The organism is Shewanella pealeana ATCC 700345, from assembly GCF_000018285.1.
Taxonomy (GTDB): Bacteria; Pseudomonadota; Gammaproteobacteria; order Enterobacterales; family Shewanellaceae; genus Shewanella; species Shewanella pealeana.
This window is the reverse complement of record NC_009901.1, coordinates 315,936-340,340: the sequence shown is the minus strand read 5'-3', so window position 1 is coordinate 340,340 and position 24,405 is coordinate 315,936. Positions and strand designations below refer to the sequence as shown.

The following is a 24,405-nucleotide window of genomic DNA, read 5'->3' as shown; positions in this document are numbered from 1 at the left end:
TTTGCGTGTATTTTGGCTTACATGCGCTTATGGAAGGTGCATTGGAAGTTAATTTAATAAATATTTTAGTAATAGTTGACGCTTATGTGGGGCGTGTAGGAGGGGCTAACTCACTTCCATGCAGTACGTTTCAAGGCTATACAATCCAGACATATCGACAGGAAAACGCTCCCTCGATAATCTTCCATCATAAAAATCAGCGGCGGATTTTAAGCCAGCGAGAATCAATCTGACAAGTGTAATTTTATATATTTGTCGTTAGTTTCACTTTTAAAAAACATAAACTTGAATCACGTCTATCCACACAAGATGCATTAGGCTTAAAGCGTCATTTTGTGCACATCTTCAAAGTTTCACGCTTATATTTTGTCAGCTAAAGCTAAGCCTCTTATTATATTAATAACCAAGTAGCTTACTAAGGTATCCCATGGCATTTGAACAACTACTCAGTGGCAAGCTTCTAAGAGAGTTTGAAACGATTTCTGCTATGGTGAAGATCTACTGCAAGGCACACCATAAAGACTCAGCTTCTCATCCTTGCGAAGAGTGTGAAAGCTTTATCGAATACGCTCATACTCGCTTAGACAGATGTCCTTATGGCCAAGACAAGCCAACCTGTAACAAGTGCCCAGTGCATTGTTATAAGCCCCACATGAAAACTAAGGCGCGCGAGATAATGATTTTCGCAGGCCCTAGAATGCTATTGCCACATCCAATCATGGCAGTGAGACACTTAATGTCTGAACGTAATCCCGCGCCAGGCAAACCACCGGCAGAAAGCTCCAATCGTCATCAACGAATCAAACTCGAAAAACTATAAGATTTAGCTAAATCTTATAGTTATATAGCACTGCTTCGATAGCGACATCAATAGAGCTGAAGCCGCTAAATATAAACAAGTTATTCCGCGTAATGAGATAATTTCAACTGCAAATCATTACCCTCCCTTGTCGTATTCTAAAATCACTACTAGACTTCTGAAAGTAAAAGGACTTATTAAAAATCCTAGCGTTTTTCGCTCGGTAATAAGCTACGGCACGGAGGCTGAAAGTTTGGGCAAAGAAATCCTACTCGTTGAAGATAACAAGGTCATGCAACTCTTGATGACTAAAATGCTGTCTTCAAGAGGCTATCAAGTCGTTACCGCATTTGATGGAGTTGACGCCATTGCCCAACTTGAAAAACATCCCTCAATCCAATTAGTCCTCAGTGATTGGATGATGCCGAAGTTAAACGGCATCGAGCTCTGTTATCACTTAAAATCCTCCGACTATGGCCGCTACATCTTCTTTGTTTTGCTATCAGGGCGCGATGACGAGGAGTCGATTGTTGAAGGTATTAATGCCGGAGCCGATGACTTTGTCGCCAAAGAAACCAACATCAATGAACTCGATGCTCGCCTTAAAGCAGGCTTTAGAAGCCTAGAATTGCATAATCAGTTGATGTCCAAAAACATCGAACTCGATCGCGCTTATGCCACAATCCGCCAAGATCTAGACTCAGCTAACGCCCTTATCCGCCGTATGCTACCAAGTCAGACTGAGTTTCTAGGAGTCGAGCTACATTACACTCATATTCCCAGCGCACAAATAGGCGGCGATATGCTGGGATGCATGCAACTAGATGAAGAGCATGTTGCCATTTATCTATTTGACGTCGCCGGTCATGGGGTTGCCTCTGCACTGATGTCATTCGCTATTCAGCAAAGCATTAGCTCCAACTCTGGAACCCATTCACATGTGAAGGGGAAGAAAGACACCGATCCATTTTATATGCTGAGAGATCCAAGTGAAGTGCTGGCAAGGCTCAATCAAAGCTATTTGAGCCAAGACAATAACAATCTGTATTTCACTATGGTTTATGCGGTGTTAAATATTAAGAGCGGCCTCTTAAGCTACGCCAGTGCCGGACATCCACCAATGATCTGGCTACAAACGCAATCACAAACGGCGCATTTTATCGAGCAGGACAGCTTTGTGGCAGGCATGTTCGACTTTGCCAGTTATCAAACCGAACTGGTTCAGCTCGAACAAGGCGACCGCATCTTACTGTATTCAGACGGCATCACCGAAGCAGAGTCAGCTAGCAAAGAGCAATACTCCGAACAAGGCTTAAAAAGCCTGGTGCAAGAGTTGGCTTCTCACCCTACAAAATCACAAACTGAAACCATAGTAAATGCAGTTAAAGACTGGTGCGGTATAGAGCAATTTGATGACGACGTGAGTTTATTAGCCTTTGAATGGAAAGGTAATTAAAAAAAGGAAATATCATGCAATTTGAAATAATTGAAAAGGGTCAGTATACCGTTATTCAAGTCAATGAAGCTCGATTTGATGCGAGGCTAGCCCCGTCTTTTCGCGAGGAACTTGAAAAGATCAAAGGCAACATTCGAGAGCACCTAGTACTCGATTTAAGTGCCGTTCGCTTTATGGATAGCAGCGGGCTTGGCGCGGTGATGGGGGCCTATAAAATGCTTCGTAATACTAAAATCAGCATAGTCAACCCACAAAAGCCCATTGTCGATCTATTAAAACTGACTCGCATGGATAAGCTCATCCTAAGTCACCCCACAATAGAAGCTGCACTGACTACTACAGCGTAAAGAGGCATATCGAATGAAAGGAATGATACTCGCCGCAGGGAAAGGCACTCGAATAAAACCAATCTCTTATGCGATTCCAAAGCCAATGGTACCAATTCTAGGTAAGCCCGTTATGGAGTCTATGATTCAATTGTTTGCCAAACATGGCATAGATAAAATAGTCATTAATACCAGTCACTTGGCCGAGATAATCGAAAGTTATTTTGGAGATGGGCACCATTTCAATGTGCAGCTTTCCTATTCCTATGAAGCGAAAGAAGTTAATGGTGAATACATCAGCCAAGCTCTAGGCAGTGCTGGCGGCATGAGAAAAATACAAGATTTTTCAGGCTTTTTTGACGAAACCTTCGTGGTCGTTTGCGGTGATGCGTGGATCGATCTTGATCTCAAGCAAGCAATAGAACACCACAAAAGCCATGGTGGACTCGCCACTATCATCACTCGAGAAGTCGCATCTTCTGAAGTGAGTAAATATGGCGTAGTGGTCACAGATAAACACAATCAAGTCACCAGCTTTCAAGAAAAACCAGCCGAAGATGAGGCTCTTTCAAATAGAATCAACACGGGTATCTATATATTTGAACCAGCAATTTTTGACTTTATTCCTAAAGATGTCGAATTTGATATTGGCAGCGATCTGTTTCCACTGCTTGTGGAAAGACAGGCTAACCTTTACGCAATAAACATGGACTTCCAATGGCTTGATGTGGGCAAAGTGAAAGACGTATGGGAAGTCACCAGTGACATTCTAAACGGTAATGTTAAAGGCTATCCCATCCCCGGCACTCAAGTTTCTCCCGGAGTCTGGGTGGGCATCAACACTCGTGTCGACACCACAAAATGTAAAATCACCCCGCCGGTTATCATCAGCAGCGGCAGCGAAGTGCAGGATGGTGCCACCATCATAGGCCCTACGGTTATCGGAGCAAACTGCAAGGTGGAAGGCAGGAGCCTAGTTAGCAACACGCTTATTTGCGACTACATTCACCTCGCCGATGATGCCTATATCGTCAATAAGACCATGTTCGGTGACTACCTACTGGGCCATGATGGTTACACCCAGCTGTTATCGGACTGCCAATATGTGCATATTCTTAAAAATCGCAACGTCTCACGCCCCCTATTAGCTAAAAACAGTGCTGAAGATATTTATTTAGCACTGAGTACTCCAGCAACACTTCCAACGCCTTTACAGCAAGTTAAATAGGGAGTTTAAACCGTGAGAACAAGGACGTTTCACCAACAATATTCAAGTTGCTTAGAAGCATCTAGGCTTGTTGCCTCCGATATAGTTCCTTTTTGGCGGCAACTCAAGGTTGACGTTAGCATTATTGAGCAAATGGAGCTCTGTTTAGTCGAGTTAGTGAATAATGTATTTGAACATGCTTACGGAAATATTGACGGCGCCGCGTTCGATATCACCTCCTATCTAGGTGCCGACAACCTGCTTACCATCGAGGTATCGGATTATGGCAGCCCCATGCCAGCCCATATTTTAGATGATTTACCCGCAACAGACTTTATTGAACCGGTTGCCGATGATCCCACTACTTGGTTGCAAAGCAATAGAGGGCTAAAAATCGTTTTACAACTAGCAGACACAATCGAGTACACATCGAATAAAAGTAGAAACACATTCAAACTTTTGAAGAAAGCAGGCTAAGCCGACAGTGAGATATAGAGCCAACAGCATAATAATGGAGAGCAGCTAGATGGACTTTTACTTCAACGAGTTTGAAAAACGCAAACCGCCGCAGCCGACTCCTCATAGTGTGCCAAGAGAGTTACTCTACCAATATCTTGCAACATGCAATATATGCCTAGGCCTCTGGTATTTAGTTTGGCGTTGGGGGTTTGCGCTTAACTATGACGCGATGTGGTTTTCATTACCATTGGCATTTGCCGAGTCTTGTGCCTTTATTGGCACCATATTGTTTACCTTTAATCTTTGGAAAACCAAAGACGAACCTAAAAAAAAACCACCAAAAACCGTCAATGAATGCATCAATGACCCTATGGAAGATCGCCCATTAAGCGTCGATATTTTATTTCCGACCTATGATGAAGAACCTGAACTGATAGAGCTCAGTATTAAAGATGCACTCAAAGTACGTTACCCCCACGAAATTGAAATTAGAATATTCATTTTAGATGATGGTAAGAGAGCAGAGATGGCTCAACTAGCTGAAAGGTTGCAAGTTGAGTACATCACCAGAGACAGTAATGTAGGTTACAAGGCTGGCAACCTAAAAAATGCGCTGGAGCAAACTTACGGTGATTTTATTGTCATTTGTGATGCCGATACCCGCCCTTTTCCAACGATACTCGAAAATACCTTAGGCTACTTTAAAGATCCGGATGTCGCTTGGGTACAAACCCCTCAATGGTTCTTCGATCTTCCAGCCGGAGAGCGCTTGCCTTTATGGCTTAAAAACCGCTTAGGCACACCAATTGGCTGGCTTGGAAGTGCTTTCGAAAAACTGTATGGTCCCGTGACCTTAGGCAAAGATCCTTTTGCCAATGATCCGCAGATGTTTTACGACGTTATCCAACGTCGACGCAACTGGGCCAACGCCTCCTTTTGCTGTGGTGCCGGTTCAATCCACCGCAGAGAGGCGGTAATGGAGGCGGCGTTACGCAGTTATAGCCAGCAAATAAGCCAAGAACACGACGCAATTGAAAGGCAGATCCGCAAGCAGACTAAAGAGAAACAAGTCGAGAGCAGTATTTCAAACAACCTACGCCAAGAGATCATCTTCGACACTGAGTTTACCCCTTACAAATTTCATGTGTCGGAAGATATCTATACCTCACTCATTTTACATGGCGACACTGAACGCCAATGGCGATCGATTCAGCACCCGCAAGTAGAAAGTAAAATGCTATCACCACAAGACTTACAAAGCTGGACGGTACAAAGGTTTAAGTACTCCGGAGGTTCTATCGACATCTTCATGAATGACAACCCCTTGTTTAAAAAAGGCATGAGCCTCAAACAGAAGATCATGTATGGCGCCAGCTTTTGGTCTAACTTATCAGCTATCTGGAACGTGATTTTTCTCGCTTGCCCTATCGTGTACTTCCTCACCAGCATCGCTCCGGTGAGCGCATATGACACCACCTTCTACATGCACTTTTTACCTTTTGTGATAACAGCAGAGCTTGCCATGATGGTGGGAACTTGGGGGATAGCAGGTTATCAAGGTAAGACCAACTTCTTGTCGTTTTTCCCCGTAAATTTAAAAGCCCTATGGACGGTATTAAGAGGTAAAAAAATTAGCTTCCCAACTACACCTAAGAATCGACAACAGGGACGCTTCTTACACTTAGTTATCCCACAAATGGCTGTGCTAGCCTTGAGCTTAGCTAGCATGGGTTTTGCTTGGTATGCCTACAGTACACACGCTTTTGGCAATTACTCTTTAGGGGGCCTCATCCTGAACAGTTTTTGGGCCATCAATAATATGATGGCCATGTGGGGGATGATCGCTGCAGCTTACTGGTCCCCTCCCTCTAACAGCGTTGCCAACCAAGTTAATCTAGAGGAGTTAAATTATGGAATCGACTAGCTCATGGGTTAAAGCGCGCCACCATATTGTGTTCTTATTGGGGCTGTTTACCGCTCTGGTGATTGCTTTTAGCATCGAAACCCGAGAATACAATCAGGTCATGGGCAATCTGTCATTTGCTCCCTCTGAGCCGATCCCCTTTAGAGAAACAAGGGTGCTAACGGATGAGGAATACCGCTGGGCGAACATTGCTTGGAAATACTTTGAAAACAACTACCAAGATAATACAGGCCTAGTTAATTCTGTTGATGGCTATCCCTCAACAACCATGTGGGATACGGCCTCTTACTTGATGGCACTAATTTCTGCTCAAAGATTAAATATCATTAGTTTCGAAGAATTTAATCTGAAAATGGAAAAAGCTTTACACTCGCTTTCTAGGCTTCCCCTAGTCAGGGATGAACTTCCCAATAAAGCGTACAACACCATGACGTTAGACATGGTGGACTATAATAACCAACCCGTTGAAGGCGGAATTGGATGGTCAGCTATCGACATCGGCCGAATATTAGTTCCGATGAATATTTTAATTTGGCAGTATCCTAAATTTAACGGCCAAGTGAATGCAGTGTTGCAGCACTGGCAGATCCCCGCAATGACCCAAGACGGCTACTTATGGGGCTCAAGGTTATCGTCATCTAATACCCTAGAACTGGTTCAAGAAGGGCGTATTGGCTATGAAGAATACGCTTCTAAAGCACTTAGCCTAATGGGAAGTGATGTTTTTAATGCACTCAAATATGCCGACTATTTAAAGCTAATCGAGATCAATGGTGTAGATATCCCTACCGACAGTAGAGATCCCGCTATATACCATGCCCACAACTATGTGGTCAGTGAATCCTATATTCTTGATAGTATCGAGTTCGGAGGTGACAGTATTTCCAAGGTGTTTGCTTATCGAGTTTATAAAGCACAGGAAGCACGCTTCAAGCAATTAGGCATACTCACAGCGGTCAGTGAGGACCATATCGATCAGGCCCCCTATTTTGTTTATAACACGGTATTTTCAGATGGAAAGAAGTGGAATTCGATTACCGATACAGGGGAAGATGCCTCAGCATATAAGACCCTTTCAACTAAAGCCGCATTTGGCTGGTATTCTCTCTACAACACCCCCTACGCAACCCAATTAATTAAAGGTGTTAATCATCTCTATTCTAGAAATGAAGGTTGGTATTCCGGCCTTTATGAAAGTAATGGAGAGATAAATAAAACACTGACCGCCAATACAAACGGCATTGTGCTCGAATCTCTCGCTTATATTCAGAGTGGCTCATTGCTCAATATTGGCGTTGAAGTTCAGCATTAAAGGGGACTGTATGCGACTAGCACTACTTGTATGTTCAGCATTTATTGTTTCTGCTTGCGGTAACAGCTATCAAGGCTTCTCCAATGATATTGTCGATCGCCATACCCATTGGCAAACACCAGAACCTCGCTCAGGAGAGCTGACTGAGCAAGAGTTAGAAATGGCCACAATTGCTTGGAAATATTTCGAAAATAATTATCAAGAGTCCACGGGATTGGTTAATGCGGTAAATGACTACCCTTCTGTCACTTGGTGGGATGCTTCCTCCTACTTAGCTGGCATGGTCAGTGCGCTAGAATTTGGCATTATTAAGAAAGAAGAATTCGATCGCCGCTTTATTCGCTTTATTGCCACCTTAAACACCATTGACCTTTTTATGGGAGAGCTCCCCAACAAGGCTTACAACACCCAAAATGCCGCTAAGGTGGATTATGCGAACCAACCCGGCGAGATAGGCTACTCCGCCCTCGACTTAGGCCGACTGCTCATTTGGCTACATATTATCAAACATCGTTTTCCCCAGTACGCCAGTGCCATCGATTCAGCAGTGCTACGCTGGAACTTTTGTAATGTCGTCGATGAGAACGGCACCATGTTCGGCGCACTATTAGAGCCTGGCAAGCCCGTGCAATACCTACAAGAAGGCCGCTTAGGTTACGAAGAATATGCAGCCAAAGGCTTCGAGTTATGGGGATTCAACACCAAGCAGGCATTGATGCCTGAGCCTTATGCCACCATAAATATGTACGGCTACGATATCCCTTATGACACTCGAGACCCTAGAAAACTTAAAGCCCATAGCTACGTGGTCACCGAAAGTTATGTACTAGATGGCATCGAGCTGGGCTGGGATGTCACTAGCGATCATAGCGCACATGACGACAACTATAGCCACGCTTGGGTCGCCGAGTTTGCATTGCAAATCTACCGCGTGCAGGAAAAGCGCTATCAGGAAACTGGCATTATTACCGCCCGAACTGAGCATCAACTCGCTGGTGCGCCCTACTTCGTATACGACACGATTTACACCGATGGTTTTGCTTGGAACACCATATCCGAAGTGGGTGATTTTCTACCACAATATTCAGCCGTTGCCATCAAAGGCGCCATGGGGATGTGGGTGCTTTGGGACACAGAGTATACCGACCTGCTATTTGAGCATGTCAGTCACGTTTACGACCGTGAAAAAGGCTTCTACGAGGGTATTTTTGAAAATGGAACCGGCCTGATTAACACCTTCACTTCGAACAATAACGGGATCCTATTGGAAATTTTACTGTATAAAAAACAAGGAAAACTCCTGCAATACCAAGCAACCACAGCACCAAGCCTTTGGGAAAAAGCATTACAAAGTCCATTTGGCTACGAAGGACAATGCTTACCTAGAAACGTAGAAACTGACTAATTTTCGGCCTTATCGGAGTCATATGCTACGACAATGTATTTTGCTGTTAGTACTGCTTAATCTTCAAGCTTGCGGCCTGGTCTATCAGGGCGTGCAATCGGGTGTTTCCGGTGTGACAAAATCCCAACTAATAAGGCAGGGACGTCATGGAGAGTTAACCGAACAAGAGCTGGTTTGGAGCCAAACGGCCTGGCAATATTTTGTCAATAATACCCAACTCTCTACCGGGTTAGTCAATTCCATCGATAACTATCCGACTATGGATATGACCTCCCTAGCTGACTATTTAATATCGCTGCAAGCCGCGCTTCAATTCGAACTGATTTCAACTAAAGAGCACGATGAACGACTCACTCTCGCCATCGATTTCTTAGTCAAGATGCCCCTCACCCGGCAAGGGGTACCCAACAAAGTCTACTCAACTAGCAACCGCACTATGGTTAATTATGCCAATCAACCTAGTGAACTGGGCTGGTCGGCGATTGATATTGGCCGCTTACTCATCGCCTTAGCCATTACTAAACAACATAATCCTGAGTTTTCTGAATATATCGATAAAGCGGTATTACGTTGGAACTTTTGCGCGTTAGTCTCAGAAAAAGGCGAGCTATATGGCGGTAACATCAGTAATAACCAAGTTACTCGTTACAAAGAAGGCCGCCTTGGCATAGAAGAATATGCTGCTTATGGCTACCAAGACTGGCAGGTCATTCCCAAAAAAACCATGATGCTTGAGCCATACGAAGTCGCAACGGTTAACGGTATCGACCTGTTATTTGACGGCAGGGACCCTCGTTTCTTCGATGTACTTAGACCCGTTTTTAGTACGCCTTACCTCTGGCTAGGGCTAGAGTTCAATTGGGATGACATTAACGATGACAGCTCTTTTGATTCGACTCACAGCAATGCGCCGCTAGCCGCCATGGCCGACTCTGTCTATCAAGTGCAACAGAGTCGATGGGATAAGGAACGTATATATACCGCCAGAGCTGAACATGTTGTTTCTGGGGAACCCTATTTTGTTTATGACGCTATCTACGCATTAGGTACGCCTTGGATCACCGTCGCTGAAGATGGTAGTAGCCATGACCTGTTAGCGCTGGTTTCAACCCGCGTCGCCTTTCAAATGTGGGCATTGTGGAACACAGACTATACCGAACGTTTAATGGTGCTCGTACAAGAGCTGTATAACCCTCAACGAGGTTGGTATGAAGGACGCTATGAAGCCACTAGTGCCTACGAAAAAAGTATCACCTTAAAAACCAATGCGGGCGTACTCGAAGCCTTGCTGTACAAGGCTAATGGCAAGCTTTATCAAGCGAAGAACAACAAAGAATATCGCGATGTACGCTTCAACTCACGCTTTAATCATCCAGGGAAATGCCTAGTGGAGACTTTCGATGAGCTATAAATTTAGACTCTTAGCCACACTGCTTCTATTCACCATTTCAGCGGGTAAAAACACTTGGGCGAATGCACTGGAGCTCGATCTACAACCTTTTCATAAAGGCAACTACCTACTCGCCAAAGCACGTTACACTCAAGCTGCAACCCACTGGAACCAACTCAGCATTATGCTACTGAGTAATGCTAAAAAGCTACCGCAACAGACAATGTGGCAATCGGCGGGCCTAGCCGCATCTTTAGCGGCCATTGCCGCAGATAAAGCCAATGATCCCATCGCATATCAATACTGGGCAGACAGCACCCGCTACCTATTAACGGGGGGAACAAACTGGTCGCAAATGCAACAGCTATTACATCAACGCTTAGAGACTGCCAACACCCAACTGTCGGTAGCCATGCAGGTGAGTGACATTAGCTCAGGTTTAGATGCCACACTGGACTTGGAGTTGAGCGTATTGCAGGTATGGGATGATAAACTCGGCTTATTTCAATTTTCCTCACCGAAACTTGGCCTCAGTCGTCATCAACAAGCTCCCGTGACACTAGCGCCAACGATTAATCCCACCCCATTATCAGCAGAGTCGTCAGGGTTGGAGCAAGGGCAGAAAAAGCTATCGGGTATACAGACTAATGTGTCACAAACGCCATCGTTTACTCCAACGCCCATTACCAAAACGTCAACAGTGCCCAAAACAGCGAAAACAATTGACTCACCAGAAGCGAATATTGCAGCCGCGCAACAAGCTGTTGTACAGCCGAAAATACCCGCTGACAATCCGATGGCAAAAGGTAATCTAGCAACTGGACAAAACCCAAGGGTCAGGGTCAGGGTCAGTGCCAAACAAAAACGCCAAATACAGCCAGTGCCCACAACTCCCACCGAGGCACCAGTAAACAAATCAGCTATACCTACAACCGAACCAACACCAATGATGCAACCTGCAAGCAAACCTTTCTCATCAAGCATTTCAGAGATCGACAACAGCCTAAATGACTAACCGCAGAAATCATCACACGCGATATCGTCGCCCTCACGTTAAATCGGATGTTGCATGCTAAACATAGCGATTGAAGTAACTAAGAAACTTGCCGTTTTTCAAATCTATTACTAGCCTTTGGATAACGTTGTATTTTCTTGATAAATATTTAAAGAAATACCAGTAACTCAGGACGAGCGAAGGCAATGAAAGGATTCAATATGATGACCCCAAGAGAAGATCTAGAGCAACTCTACCGCGCAGCAAGCAACCAGTTTGATTTAACTGAGCCTGCTCACCAAGATGCGCTGCTGACATTGGCCGACTCGCTACTCGCATTACAACAGACAGCACCAGAACAACTTATTAAGCTATCTCAAAAAGATGACTGTCCACTGGCATTTAAACTCGCGGTAAAGTTAGTTCTTTCAAGACAATACGTTGAACAAATTAACGAACCCATTACCGTCGGGATCGTTTTTGCTATGTGGGGCGAACATCATCGCTTACTCGGTAAATCCAACACTAACCCCAATGGAGAGAATTCACTACTCACCAAAGTGCAGCAGTTAGAGTGGGTTTGTAAAAAAAGCAATCTTGATTGGCGGCTTTACCCGGTTGATGACGGCTGCCCACACGCTAGCTTCGATATCGCGACTCGCATTGCACAGCAGTCTAAACAAGCAAAAAAAATACAAGTGCTAAAACTCAGTGATGGGGTAAAGCTTGATAAAGGCCCTCTGGCGAATTTAAAGCATGTCGACGACTCAAAGAAAGGCGGCGCCATCATCCATGGCTGCATGCATGCCCTAGAAGATCACCTTGATGCAGTCCTCTATACCGATGCAGATAATTCGGTTCATATGGGGCAGCTAGGCCTTATTTTACAGCCATTTATTGAGCAAGACGCACAGGTAGTTCTTGGCAATCGGAAACATCCCATGTCGATACTGGTAAAGCAGGAGCAACGCTGGGGAATTGGTATTAAAACCCTACGTCATATGCAAAGAATGGTCGGCGCAAGCATCTTCACTAAGGGGATTCACGACACCCAAGCAGCCTATAAGCTATTTAGCACAGAAGCGCTTGCTTGTATTCTCGCCAACCCCAGTGTTTTTGATTTTTCATTCGATACCGATTGGATCCTTGCCGCAATGCAGCACAATTTGAACATAGCGACGGTGCCTTTCGCATTTATCGACTCTGCTGCCGAATCAGCCTCTATAACCCAAGGACCAATGAGTACTTGGTTAACGCTATTGCAAGGCTTAGTCACAGCATTAAGGGCTAGAAATATCCAGTACAATAAAGAGATGGCTCAGTTAATTGACGAGCATGTACGAACAGCAGAAGATCTTGAGGCCATTATTGATAAACTTCCAGATGAATTGGTCAACGCGAAGGACTGCGAGCTAGGTAATGAGGCGCTAATGACACCGCAAGTACTTTCAGCTTGGCTCACCCAAGTCAAAGCGGCATCGACAGAACCTTGTTGAAATATCATCGATAGGCATACCATAGCGAGCCATATAAAGGAGTAAACTATGATTAAAGTTGATGAACTTAAAGCACTCTGTGATGATGATGACGCTATGGTCGAGATGCTGCTTACCATTTATATGGATGAATACGGTCAAAGTGATAGCGTCATTCAACAAAAATACGCGACGGATGACCTTGATGGCTTATTCCAAATATCCCATGAGCTGAAAGGAATGTTTAGTAATTTATGTGCCAAGAATGCCATGAGCCTGGCACAAGTGGTTGAGTCAAGCTCTCAGGCTGGCACCATTCCAGATGAAAGCGCCATTAGCAACCTCTGTGGCGAGATCCAGGTCATCAATGAACAAATCAAAGCGATCTTGCAATAGATAGCGGTTCAATGAGGCAATGACCAAACCTTACTTGCTTAGGTATTGTCTAACTTGGTTATTTCTTTTTAGCGCGCTTAGTTGCGCCGCCGAAGGCTCGCCATCGGCCCCAGAAATACAATCACAATCAATCTCGCGTAACATTCAGCACAGCGAAAGCATCGAGGTCCCCGAAAAAATTCATTTTCAGCGCCGAGCGGTTATCCCACAAAAACAGACAGAAACTCGGCATCAAGTCCCATCGTTCGCTGTGAGTACGGTCAACAAGGCCGAAACAAACCAAACTGTGCCCCCTAAAGTGATACCACTAACACGCCACGATGAATTACTTATAAATAAAGCAAAAATGTACTTCGATAAAAATTGGAATGCCGACACAGGGCTCATAGATTCAGTTCAAGGTTATAGTCATGCAACCATGTGGGATGTTGCCAGTGCGATTGCAGGACTGCTAGCACTCGAAGCACTTGAAATTACCACTCAACAACAAACTCATTTCCGCCTTGAAAAGATACTCGCCACCCTAGCACAACTGCCATTATACAAAGACATTTTGCCAAATCGTCAGTATAACACTCGCAGCGCGCTCCCCTCCGGCCGTCTAAGCCAAACCCCATCAAATGGCAATGGCTGGTCTGCATTGGATTTAGGTCGCCTGTATATTTGGCTTGAAATACTCAAACAACATAAACCCCAGTTCACCGAAAAAGTCAGCCAGCTACAAGATAGCTGGCAGTTAGAACGTGCAACAAAAAATGGTAACTTATACGGCACAAAACTGACTTCCAGAAAAGAGTATTTTCGTCAGGAAGGACGTCTAGGCTATCTACAATATGCTGCCACTGGATATCAACTGGCAGGCTTAGATGTTGAAGCTGCCTATAATTGCGATGACCTCGAAAGCGTCAAAGTAGACGGTATTTCATTGCTAGTTGATAGGAGAAATCTGCCCTTTTTCACCTTAGACCCTTACCTGCTTCATGCCATTGAAGTAGGGCATAAAAATGCCTGTTGGAATCAACTTAAACAAATTTATCAGCTGCACAAGCTTGATGCTGAAAGCAATAACAAGTTAAGCGCATACGCCGAAGACGCATTAAACAGATCCCCTTGGTTTCTCTATAACAACATTATTTATCAAGGTGCAGCTTGGAAAAGTGTGTCTCATTCAGGAAAACCCATTAGCTACAGCCAAACCTTTAGTAACAAAGCTGCCTTTGCTATGAGCGTCATCTTTAGCGAGCCCTATAGCCAGCAACTTGCACAACTTGTAGTAAGCAATAGCACCAGACATTCAGTTATTCCTACTGGTCTTTATGCCGATGGCAAAACAAATACCGCCTACAATATAAATACTAACTCTTTGATTTTGGTTAGCCTTTGGTACAAGTCTCGAAATAGACGGCCCATATTGGAACCTTTATCAAATGATACTTTACAAGCTCAAATCAAGGCTAGATTAGCAACGCACTAAGGCTATTAAGGATTTATTCAAAAGGGAAAAGCATTGATAACAAGTTTTACAGGGACAGTTAAGTACACCTTATATTCAGCCATGTTAACTCTGATGACTTTCAAGTGTCTGGCAACGGACCACCAGACTCAGATGGCTAAACATGCGCCAAAACCAGTATTATCGCCTGAAATTAGCAGTGACGAAAGCAGCTCGAAAACGACAAAAGAGACAGAATCCGATCTCATTTGGAAGGGGATCAGCAGTTCATTTGCCCTCTCGCTTGAGCAATGGGATCAAGATACCCCTTGGTATAAACGTTGGAGCGCCAGTGTCAACCTAGGTTACCCATTAGTCGAAACGCCAGCGACCCTGCCCGCTAACGCAACGACCGGACCCAGTAACCAAAACCTAACAGCCAGCCTATCTGTAAAGCACAGCATTATTGGCAACTGGTTTATTTCTGCAACCGCCTATCACTATTTCGATAGCGACTTACAGCAAGCTTGGAACCCAGACTTTACCTATGTATTTGGCTACAGTGACTGGCGTCCCTATACTTTTAGTTTGCTCTATTCAAATTATGGCGGAAATCGATTCAACCCAGAATCAGAGGTTAAACATACCGAGTTCTCTCAAGGAACCTGGTCTCTAGGTTGGAAGTTTCCAATCACTAAACCTTTTATAGACTGGTTATCTTTTACAGATGACGGCGCAATGGGCTGCCAATTAGATTACAACTACACCCCCGAGTATTTTGATCTCCCAAGTGTTGAATATAAAAACCACCACCAAACCGTTAGCCTAGGCTGCAAATATTCAATAGTAGGCAATTGGTACGTCAATGCGACCGCATTTTATTACTTTGACAGTGAACAGAAACAACCTTGGAACCCGGACTTTACCTACGGCTTCGGCTATTTCGATTGGCATCCAGGCACCATCACCATTCAATATAATAATTATTCAGGTAATCGCTGGAATAGTGCAGACAGAGGTCCAGAGACTGGACGCTTTAAAGACGGCTCAATCAGCATAAGTTACTCATTTAAATTCTAAAACAACAAGATCAGTTGCTATTTTAGCTCAAACCGATGCAATACTTTTTGCTGGCACCGAGGGCAGATATACGAATGGCGATGTATTTTAGCGCTACATTCAGGACAGGATAGCATTTTCCTATCTTTACTCAGCAGCAATAGCAATACCCCTATAGGCCCCAGCACATAGCCTAACAATGCTCCGGCAACGATATTGCCTTTGCTATAGCCTATTGCAATTGAAGCAATCAACATCGCTATATAAAAACCAAGCCAAAATAGAATGTTATCCATCATTAAAAGACAAAACTGACGCTTAGAGTCATCAGGTCTACATCTGCACTTTCGCCATACACTAAAGGAGAGGTGACAAACTGCGCCCTATTGCCCTCCTCTTGGGAGAAAATCATCTGATACTCTGCATTTAACGAAATACTGGAAGTCACGTCATACCTAACCCCAGCCGTCACCCCTTTTGATTTACGCAGCTGATGGCTTTCCGCATAGGTAATATAAGGAGATAAGTCGTCAAAGGCGTAAATCACAGAGGCATACCAATTGGCCTGTAGCCGGTCAATCTCAGTTTCTGCCATAAACTGCCACGACTCATAACTGTACTCGGCACCTAAGGTATAAATATCTAATTTTTGTGTGGTATTAAAAGGACGCTGAGCATATTTAGCCTGCATAAAACCGCTATGGATGCGGTAATTAAACCCGGTCAAATCGACGTAGATCCCCGCCATATATTCGGTATCAAACTGTAATAAAAACTCGCCTAACTCGACCTTATTTAGGCGGTCAAATCCATAATATGGGGAAACCGTAAGCTGTAGTTCATCAGAAATTTCATAATCCCAAGAAAGAGACAGTCCATCATAAAAAGTGAAGCCTAGAATGCTGTCATAAACTTCTTGAGGCGGCCTTATCCACGGGTAAGCTTGGCCAACATAGTAATATTCAGAAGCTAAAAATAACGGTAAGCGTAGACGACCAGCCCTCACTTCAAAGTCATCAAACTCGTAGAATAAATAAGCCCACTCAAGCTCTGGATCACTCCAGCTATCCTGAGTTCGCTTTACCACTTGTCCTGATGCCCCAAATCCCTCGGCGATGCCCACATCTAACTGTAAACCAAAGGTGGTGTCACAGTCATAACAAGTCTCATCGGTAATTTCTCGACTTATGAATAACGGAGTGCGGTTGTCACTCTGACTAATGGAGGTTGAACCGAATCCACCTAACCGTATATTTTCCGTCAATTCAATACTCGCCATTGCAGGCGTACATAGCAGGGATGATAGTGTGATAAAAAAAACTCGACGAAATAACATGGCTACTCTCCCTGTGGCACGGTTATTAATATGTTCACTTCTTCCGGTACCGCTTCAATTGGTGCATACGCAATACCATTGGGATTTTCATTTAGCCATTTAAGGATTTGTTTAATGTCATCGCTATCAAGCTCTTCTGGCGGTTGGCCTTTGCCAGAAAAAGCCAGTCCAGCCCAATAACCATTCATTTGCGAAACTGACTTGCCGAGTAACATTTTATAAAAGTCTTCGCGATGAATAGAGGCTTCAGGTAGATCTACAAGTACAATTTTCAAACTACCAGACATTTTCTTCGATTTACCTCGATAGAGCATTCTCGCTTTGCTTTTACTCAGCGCGGGTAAATCATCATTAAGGCTGAAAATCGCAAACTCAACATCTTCACCGTCGTTGGAGTTAGCTTCGATAGCTGTAGCGGAGGGGGAAATATATAAAAGCATCAGTAAGATAAATAGTCGGCGACTGATACGCCAAACTATATGGTCGCTTAATCCCTTAAACATTAAAAACCCTCATTCCTAGATAGTTTTTGTACTAAGATGAATATAGTCAAGGCGAAGTCAAACTACAAGCATATCGCTAACTGTTCAATTCACGGAGTAGAAATGAGCTTATTGAACAATATTTCAATAAAAATAAGGATGTTGGCATTAGTGCTATTACCACTTATTTTTGCCTCCGTTTTATCAGGCTTAGCAGTAAAGAAGCAGAGCCAGAATGTTGAAGCGTTAAATACCCTCAACAGCAAAGTTAGTGTCCTCGAGTCTTTAGCCCAGCTTAATAGTTTAATTAATCAAGCAAGAGAGCAGCTTTTCAAACAAGATCTAAAAGTAGATCCAGCCTCATTTACCTCGACACTTAACCAAATAGAACAACAACTACCACTCGCTTTTACAAGCCGTAATACCGAAGAAATGATGTCCTGGCTCGACAGCATCAATAGTGCATTAACAGAAATGAGTGATATTGATGCAGCAGGTTTAGCCGACTGGTCAGCCTGGATCAATGAGTTACAAATTCAAGCGCTAACGACACTAGAAAAAGATCCCTCAGGGGTTACCGAAGAGATAAATCAGCAATTGGCCATCCTCTACCAATTACAATGGCTATCCTTATGGTCAACAGAAGAGAAGTGGTTAATCAACCAGTTACTATTGAACCGTAATGATCCTGAACTACTCAGCCAATTAGTTACCGTAACAGAACGCCAACAGCTTTATGTTGAGCGCTTTATTGATATCAACGCCAAGCAAGAGCAGATCACACTACTTTTAAATACATTTTCAGATAAAGCCTTTGAACAAAGTTACCAGCTTAGAAGCCATATTTTAAATGAAGAAGCATTGAGCGATTCTCCGAATATAAGCTTGTCGGCATTTAGTCAACGTTTAGATTTAATTCAATATGTAGTCACAACATTTTCCACCCAGCTCGCCGATAACATTCAGAGCGAAATAGCCCAATCTAAGCAATTAATCATGCTGTTCTTTGGCGCACTCTTAGGTTCTTTAATTATCATTGCCACCATAGGTGCTAATCTCTATCGGCGGATAATTAACTACCTAAGCCATGTCATAAAAACCATGTCTCAAATTGAAGAAACCCATGATTACTCTAAAAAAATCAATGAAAGTGGTGGGGATGAATTAAGCTTATTCTCCAACAAGTTAAACAACCTCATTAATGAGCGTCACCTCAACGATAAAAAAATATTACGCGCAAAATTAGAAGCTGAAAAAGCCAATCAGGCAAAAAGTTCTTTTTTAGCCAATATGTCCCATGAAATACGAACACCGCTCAACGGCATTATTGGTATGTCTGACATCATGGCAGACACCAAATTGACTGCAATCCAGAATGAATACCTGCAAACCATTGAGACTTCGTCACAGACTCTGCTGCTTTTAATTAATGATATTCTCGATCTCTCAAAAATAGAGTCAGGCAACCTATCCATCATCAATACCGACACAGACATTAGCGAGGTGGTTTACGACACCTTAACCATGATTCTGGCAAAGGTTACTGAGAAAAGCCTCACATTAGCGGTCGAGATTGATAGCGACACCCCTTACCTTATCTCCCTCGATGAACATCGAATGCGTCAAGTACTAATGAACTTACTCTCTAATGCGGTGAAATTTACCCATGAAGGAGGCATAAGGGTGGTGGTATCTAGCAAAAATACCGCTGATTATTGCGATATGATTATTAGTATTTACGATAGCGGCATTGGTATCGCAAAAGAAAAACAGCAATATATTTTCTCTCCATTCACCCAAGAAGATGACACAACCACCAGAGAGTTTGGCGGTACCGGCCTTGGCCTTGCAATTTGTAAGCAGTTGGTTGAACTGATGGGAGGCGAGATCAGCATTAATTCAGTTAAAGGGCAAGGCTGCTGTTTCTCCATTAAGCTGAGATCTCAAATTATCGCCAAGGAAAAACCTAAGTCAACTCAATTTGAAGGCTTAACGGCTGCGCTTATTTCTAATAACTCAGATCTTAGCGAGCGGCTTCGCAGAGAATGCCAGCAACACGGTTTTAATCTCAATTTTCATTACCAATCTTGCTTCGACTTACTACAAGATAAACAAACATTTGACCTCTTATTTGTTGATAGCTTTTCATCAACGAGAGGTGCCATTGCAAGCTTACCTGAACAGCTAAAGCAGAAAGATATTTTTACGATTGCAATCAATACCCCCACAGAGAAGCGCGTATTAGATCATATGGATGCCAGCGTTACTCTGCCACTGCTAGGTAATCGCTTCAAAAATGCACTACATAATGGATTAGAAAGCCGTAATTTAAGACGTAAGCAAGATTCAAAAAATGTCATTAATACTGATAAGCCCGCAGAAGAACTTGAAAAAGTTAACATTGTAATATTGATAGTGGAAGACAACTTAGTAAACCAAAAAGTGGCCTCTTTACTAGTCAAACAAGCCGGCTTCGATTTTATTATCGCCAACAATGGCCAAGAAGCCTATGACTTCATCAGTGCAGGTGAAGCTTTTCACGCCATATTAATGGACTGCATGATGCCCGTTATGGATGGCTTCACGGCAACTGAAAAAATCAGAGAATGGGAGAGTCAAAACTCTCAGCAACGCCTACCAATCATAGCCTTAACGGCGAGCGTACTCGATCAAGATATTGAAAAGTGCTACCAATCAGGCATGGATGACTACCTAGCAAAACCCTTTAAAAAGGAAGCCTTGCTGCATAAGCTTAACTCTGTCTCCAAACTAGCGAGTTAAGTTTTAACTTAATCGCACCAATGAAATAGTCTAGTAGCAGGCCTTAGCGACAGATAGCAGGAGCTAGCATAAGATATTGCTATCAATTGAACATGTTTAAATATTCAGCACTTGCATCTGGGTGAGCAATACGTTGAAATGAGTTTAGCATGAATGAATTTAGCGAGTTTTTCTCTGAAAGTTATTGGTGGCTCTCATTGCTTGGCGGTATTCACTGTCTAGGCCTAGGCTTGTATATCCGCTATATCTACAGTGAAAAAAATGGTAACCATAAGATCCTCGCAAATATTTTCAGTCTTATGGCGCTGTATTTTTTTACAGGCCTACTGACCAGTAACAATGCTCCCGCGCCTATCCACCTAGTATTCACCCTAATCATCCCTGTTTACTTCCTTGTGATGCCGTTGCTCTATCTCTACTGCGACCGCAGCCTAAATGACATCGAACAAGCCATTGGTTTTTCGCGTCACTTTTATCCAGCACTCTTCATCGCTGTTCTAGTCATTATTGCTATAGTCTATCGCCTATTATTCGATAATCACGGGACTGGCATAGGGCTTTCTCAGCCAACTGAAGCCACAGATTTAAGCCTGCTAGCCATGCTGCTACCCGCACTACTCTTTATCCAAACGGGGCTCTATTTTTACTACATCATTAAAATGCTAAGCCGCTATCCAGGCCGAGCCTCTCGCTTGCACCAAGATAGCCTGAAAGACATCAAGTTTCGCTGGCTACTGGTGCTAACCTTAGCGCTCATGAGCAACTGGCTTATCAGGGCTGTACTTATCATTTTGCCATTTTATCTAGGCGATCAAGCCATTATGGTCAATCAAGCCACAACGAGGCTGACCATGCTATTAACCGTGTACATATTAGCAATCTACGGCCTCAATCAGATCACTCGAGCCGCCTATTTACGTGGCAAGCTTGCCCAGCAGCAGCCCCAAAGAAAGCCTATGCCTGCCAGTCAGCAGCTACTCAGCTCAGAAGAGATAGCCTACTTGCATCAATTGATGCAGGAAGAAAAGCAAAATAAAGACCTGAATCGCCCATAACCCCATCCATTTGATTCATCATAAAGAAAATCTAAACTAGCGTAATTTTCATAGCCAACTGCGTAAAAGTTGCGCTAGTGTATTAACCCTGGTTTTAAAAACCATATAAATAAAATAATAAATAACAGTTAACTTATTGAAGGGTAGGAATTAATACATGAAGCAAGCACACAAGCTTTCTCTGCTCGCTGCCGCGCTGATAGGCAGCAGCTTTTCCGCCATGGCGGCAGACAGAACTCACGATATCACCATAGATGACTTTTTCGATATCGGTAACATGGGCTCGGTAACTTTGAGCCCTAATGGTAAACACGCGGTTTGGTTAGAGTCTCGATGGGACAAGGAGCTCGATAAGAGCCAACGTGATTTATGGCTGCTAGATACCAAATCTCGCCAATCAAAACGCATGACTTTCACCAACGAGAGCGAATCAAGCCCCCAGTGGAGTCCTGATGGCGAGTATGTTTACTATCTCGGCAAAATAAAGCAGGAAGGAGCAAAGGCGCCTTTCAACGGTAAGACTCAGGTGTTTCGCCTGTCAGTCAGCAGCGGCGACAGTCAACCTATGACCAAAGAAGCGGAAGGCGTGGCAGGATTCGAACTTAGCCATGATGGCAAAAGCTTGTATTTCTTAGCCACTAAAACCACAACCGACACAGATCAATGGGCGTCGATGCGCACCAGCCACAGTGCGCCGAAATATGGCCATGGCGAGCAAAAAACCAATCCGCTATATCAACTCGATCTCGAGCATTTTAAGCAAAAGTTACTCCTCGATGATGACAAAGTCGTTTGGGAGTTTAAGGTCAGCCAAGATGGCAGCAAGATAGCTCGTATCACCACCACAGACAACGAACTGGTCTTTTTAGAAGGTTGGTCATACGTTGAGATTTTCGATACCAAAACCAAACAAAACAGCGTGTTAGCAGATACTCAGTGGCGTGATAATGCCCCCTCAGCTTACGGCTGGCTGCTCGGGCTTGCTTGGCAAGAGAACAACACTGAGCTAGCCTTTAGAATTGACTTTGACGGCCATCCCGGCCAGCTATTTATCGCTAACGCTAAATCAACCGACAAGCCATCGTTGGAAGTATCACGCCCCGGCGATGTCACCCTCACGGCCAGCGATCTGACTTGGCGCCCAAACAGTGATGAACTCTGCTATCGCGGCGCCGATTATGGTCGCGTAAAGCTATTCTGCACTGAAATAGATGATGGCGAACAAGGCGATACTCGCGCCGTGATCCCCGGTGACATGGTCATAGGCAGTTATAGCTTTAGCCAAAATGGTAAGTCAGTTGCTTTTAGCCACAACGGCTTAGATCATTTCTCGGATCTGTTTATCGCCGACGCCAATAGCAGCCGCGCTAAAGCAAAGCGCCTGACTAATATCAATCCTCAGGTCGATAGCTGGAAGCTACCACAAGTGTCTATCGTTAAATGGACTGCGCCAGATGGTGCCGTGGTCGAAGGGATTTTAGATCTGCCTGCTGGCTATAAGAAGGAAGACGGTCCACTGCCATTGATCGTACAAATTCATGGCGGCCCCACCTCGGCCACCCCTTATGCACTGCAGCATAGATCTTACGGTCGTTCGACTTTTACCGCCAACGGCTGGGCCCTGCTATCACCTAACTATCGAGGTTCTACGGGCTATGGTGATAAGTTCTTAACCGATCTTGTCGGTCGTGAACACGATATCGAAGTCAAAGATATCATGGCTGGTGTGGATCAATTGATCGCTGATGGCATCGTCGATGGTGACAAGATGGCAGTGATGGGCTGGAGTAATGGTGGCTACCTCACCAACGCACTCATCAGCACCAATAACCGTTTCAAGGCGGCAAGCTCTGGTGCTGGCGTGTTCGATCAACGTCTACAGTGGATGCTTGAAGATACACCGGGGCATGTAGTCAACTTTATGGAAGGCCTACCTTGGGAAAAGCCTGAGGCCTATGACCATGGCTCATCGCTAACCTATGCCAATAAGATTAAGACCCCGACCTTAATCCATATAGGTGAAGGCGATCAGCGCGTACCTGTGGGTCATGCTCAAGGTCTATATCGCGCGCTGCACCACTACCTCAACGTGCCTGTCGAATTAGTAGTGTATCCCGGTGAAGGCCATGGCCTAAGTAAGTACCAACATCGCAAGGCCAAGATGGAGTGGGATCAGCAGTGGTTTAATCACTATGTTTTAGGCCAAGCTGTCGAATAATGTTCCTGTTTAGAATTGATTAACCATCAAAGAAAAGCGCCTATTGGCGCTTTTACCTTGCCTTTAGTATAGATAAGCCCCGTTACAATTCTGGTATTCACTTTCTGTTCAGGATGGGTATGCTAAAGTTTAGCCTGTCTATGGAATGAGGAGAAAATATGTCACGCTTCATCAAGAGGATCACCACCAGCTTATGTTTACTTGCCAGCGTGATGCTTGCGCCACAGGCGCTCGCCGAAGACGGCTATTCCCAGGCTAAGAGTACCTTTCAACAAGCTAACGAAACTCAGAAATTCTTCAATAACGCCTACGGTTATGCGCTTTTCCCAACCGTGGGTAAAGGCGGAATAGGCATAGGTGCCGCCTATGGCAAAGGCCGAGTCTATCGTGGTGGCAGCTATACCGGTGACACCAGCTTAACTCAGATTTCTTTTGGTTTTCAGCTAGGCGGTCAAGCCTACAGTGAAATCATCTTCTTTAAAGATGAAGCCGCCTACAAAGACTTTACCAGTGGTAGCTTCGAGTTTGGCGCACAAGCCTCTGCCGTGGCCATCACTATTGGCGCCAATGCACAAGCAGGCACCACAGGTAACTCAGCTGGTGCAGGTAAAGGCGCAGCCAAGGCAGCCTATATCAATGGCATGACAGTATTTACCGTAGCAAAAGGCGGATTAATGTTTGAAGCAGCCCTTGCTGGCCAGTCTTTTACATTTGAAGAGAAGTAGGGGAAAAGAAGGTTCTAGGAATAAGCAAAGAGTTAAAGCAAAGACGAGGTCGGGCTTCGCCCTACGAAGACGTGACTTCGTCACTGCGAGAGAAGATAAGTCCTAGGTCCTAGGTCCTAGCAATTAAAAACTAGAACCTAAGCAAACAACATCCTTCACATCATAGTAAATGAC

Annotated in this window: 20 protein-coding genes; 18 read left to right on the top strand and 2 right to left on the bottom strand. The window is 44.2% G+C overall.

The annotated features are described in order from the left end of the window. Positions 1-427: 427 nt before the first annotated feature. From SPEA_RS01640 to SPEA_RS01575, 14 genes are all read left to right on the top strand, one after another. Positions 428-820, top strand: a complete 393-nt coding sequence (locus SPEA_RS01640; protein WP_012153572.1) for a nitrous oxide-stimulated promoter family protein — start codon at positions 428-430, stop codon at positions 818-820. A 232-nt stretch (positions 821-1,052) separates the two neighbouring features. Beyond that, positions 1,053-2,255: a SpoIIE family protein phosphatase gene (locus SPEA_RS01635; RefSeq protein ID WP_012153571.1), complete on the top strand. Its 1,203-nt coding sequence runs from the start codon at positions 1,053-1,055 to the stop codon at positions 2,253-2,255. A gap of 14 nt (positions 2,256-2,269) precedes the next feature. Then, a complete protein-coding gene (locus tag SPEA_RS01630; protein WP_012153570.1) occupies positions 2,270-2,602 on the top strand; it encodes an STAS domain-containing protein in 333 nt (110 codons plus the stop codon). Positions 2,603-2,615: 13 nt separating this feature from the next. Further along, positions 2,616-3,809 carry a nucleotidyltransferase family protein gene (locus SPEA_RS01625; RefSeq protein WP_012153569.1) on the top strand — a complete coding sequence of 398 codons (1,194 nt, stop codon included), beginning with the start codon at positions 2,616-2,618 and terminating at the stop codon, positions 3,807-3,809. A 12-nt stretch (positions 3,810-3,821) separates the two neighbouring features. Then, positions 3,822-4,265, top strand: a complete 444-nt coding sequence (locus SPEA_RS01620) for an ATP-binding protein (protein WP_012153568.1) — start codon at positions 3,822-3,824, stop codon at positions 4,263-4,265. A 49-nt stretch (positions 4,266-4,314) separates the two neighbouring features. Then, on the top strand, positions 4,315-6,171 hold the full coding sequence (locus SPEA_RS01615; protein WP_012153567.1) for a glycosyltransferase family 2 protein: 1,857 nt from the start codon (positions 4,315-4,317) through the stop codon (positions 6,169-6,171). Further along, a complete protein-coding gene (locus SPEA_RS01610; protein ID WP_012153566.1) occupies positions 6,158-7,483 on the top strand; it encodes a DUF3131 domain-containing protein in 1,326 nt (441 codons plus the stop codon). The genes SPEA_RS01615 and SPEA_RS01610 overlap by 14 nt, the downstream gene beginning before the upstream one ends. Before the next feature lie 10 nt (positions 7,484-7,493). After that, positions 7,494-8,888 (top strand): DUF3131 domain-containing protein, encoded by a 1,395-nt coding sequence (locus SPEA_RS01605; RefSeq protein ID WP_012153565.1) that lies wholly within the window; start codon positions 7,494-7,496, stop codon positions 8,886-8,888. Between the two features lie 22 nt (positions 8,889-8,910). Beyond that, a complete protein-coding gene (locus tag SPEA_RS01600; RefSeq protein WP_012153564.1) occupies positions 8,911-10,299 on the top strand; it encodes a DUF3131 domain-containing protein in 1,389 nt (462 codons plus the stop codon). Continuing rightward, complete coding sequence (locus SPEA_RS22380; protein ID WP_012153563.1) at positions 10,289-11,293, top strand: hypothetical protein; 1,005 nt, start codon at positions 10,289-10,291, stop codon at positions 11,291-11,293. The genes SPEA_RS01600 and SPEA_RS22380 overlap by 11 nt, the downstream gene beginning before the upstream one ends. A gap of 200 nt (positions 11,294-11,493) precedes the next feature. Next, on the top strand, positions 11,494-12,768 hold the full coding sequence (locus tag SPEA_RS01590; RefSeq protein WP_041410768.1) for a glycosyltransferase: 1,275 nt from the start codon (positions 11,494-11,496) through the stop codon (positions 12,766-12,768). A 48-nt stretch (positions 12,769-12,816) separates the two neighbouring features. Then, on the top strand, positions 12,817-13,143 hold the full coding sequence (locus SPEA_RS01585; protein ID WP_012153561.1) for an Hpt domain-containing protein: 327 nt from the start codon (positions 12,817-12,819) through the stop codon (positions 13,141-13,143). Positions 13,144-13,162: 19 nt separating this feature from the next. Next, on the top strand, positions 13,163-14,617 hold the full coding sequence (locus tag SPEA_RS01580) for a DUF3131 domain-containing protein (RefSeq protein WP_012153560.1): 1,455 nt from the start codon (positions 13,163-13,165) through the stop codon (positions 14,615-14,617). A 33-nt stretch (positions 14,618-14,650) separates the two neighbouring features. Beyond that, the gene (locus SPEA_RS01575) at positions 14,651-15,655 is read left to right on the top strand and encodes a hypothetical protein (protein WP_223296551.1); all 1,005 of its coding nucleotides are present in this window, start codon (positions 14,651-14,653) and stop codon (positions 15,653-15,655) included. A gap of 277 nt (positions 15,656-15,932) precedes the next feature. On the opposite strand, the gene SPEA_RS01565 is transcribed toward SPEA_RS01575, so the two are convergent. Next, on the bottom strand, positions 15,933-16,970 hold the full coding sequence (locus tag SPEA_RS01565; protein WP_012153557.1) for a porin: 1,038 nt from the start codon (positions 16,968-16,970) through the stop codon (positions 15,933-15,935). 2 nt (positions 16,971-16,972) lie between these two features. Then, entirely contained in the window at positions 16,973-17,473 is a 501-nt protein-coding gene (locus SPEA_RS01560) for a hypothetical protein (RefSeq protein WP_012153556.1), read from the bottom strand. 102 nt (positions 17,474-17,575) lie between these two features. On the opposite strand from SPEA_RS01560, the gene SPEA_RS01555 reads away from it, so the two are divergent. From SPEA_RS01555 to SPEA_RS01540, 4 genes are all read left to right on the top strand, one after another. After that, on the top strand, positions 17,576-20,233 hold the full coding sequence (locus SPEA_RS01555; RefSeq protein ID WP_012153555.1) for a hybrid sensor histidine kinase/response regulator: 2,658 nt from the start codon (positions 17,576-17,578) through the stop codon (positions 20,231-20,233). A 149-nt stretch (positions 20,234-20,382) separates the two neighbouring features. Then, positions 20,383-21,288 carry a hypothetical protein gene (locus SPEA_RS01550; protein ID WP_012153554.1) on the top strand — a complete coding sequence of 302 codons (906 nt, stop codon included), beginning with the start codon at positions 20,383-20,385 and terminating at the stop codon, positions 21,286-21,288. A 157-nt stretch (positions 21,289-21,445) separates the two neighbouring features. Continuing rightward, entirely contained in the window at positions 21,446-23,506 is a 2,061-nt protein-coding gene (locus SPEA_RS01545; RefSeq protein WP_012153553.1) for a S9 family peptidase, read from the top strand. Between the two features lie 158 nt (positions 23,507-23,664). Then, a complete protein-coding gene (locus SPEA_RS01540) occupies positions 23,665-24,231 on the top strand; it encodes a lipid-binding SYLF domain-containing protein (RefSeq protein ID WP_012153552.1) in 567 nt (188 codons plus the stop codon). The last annotated feature ends 174 nt before the right edge of the window (positions 24,232-24,405 follow it).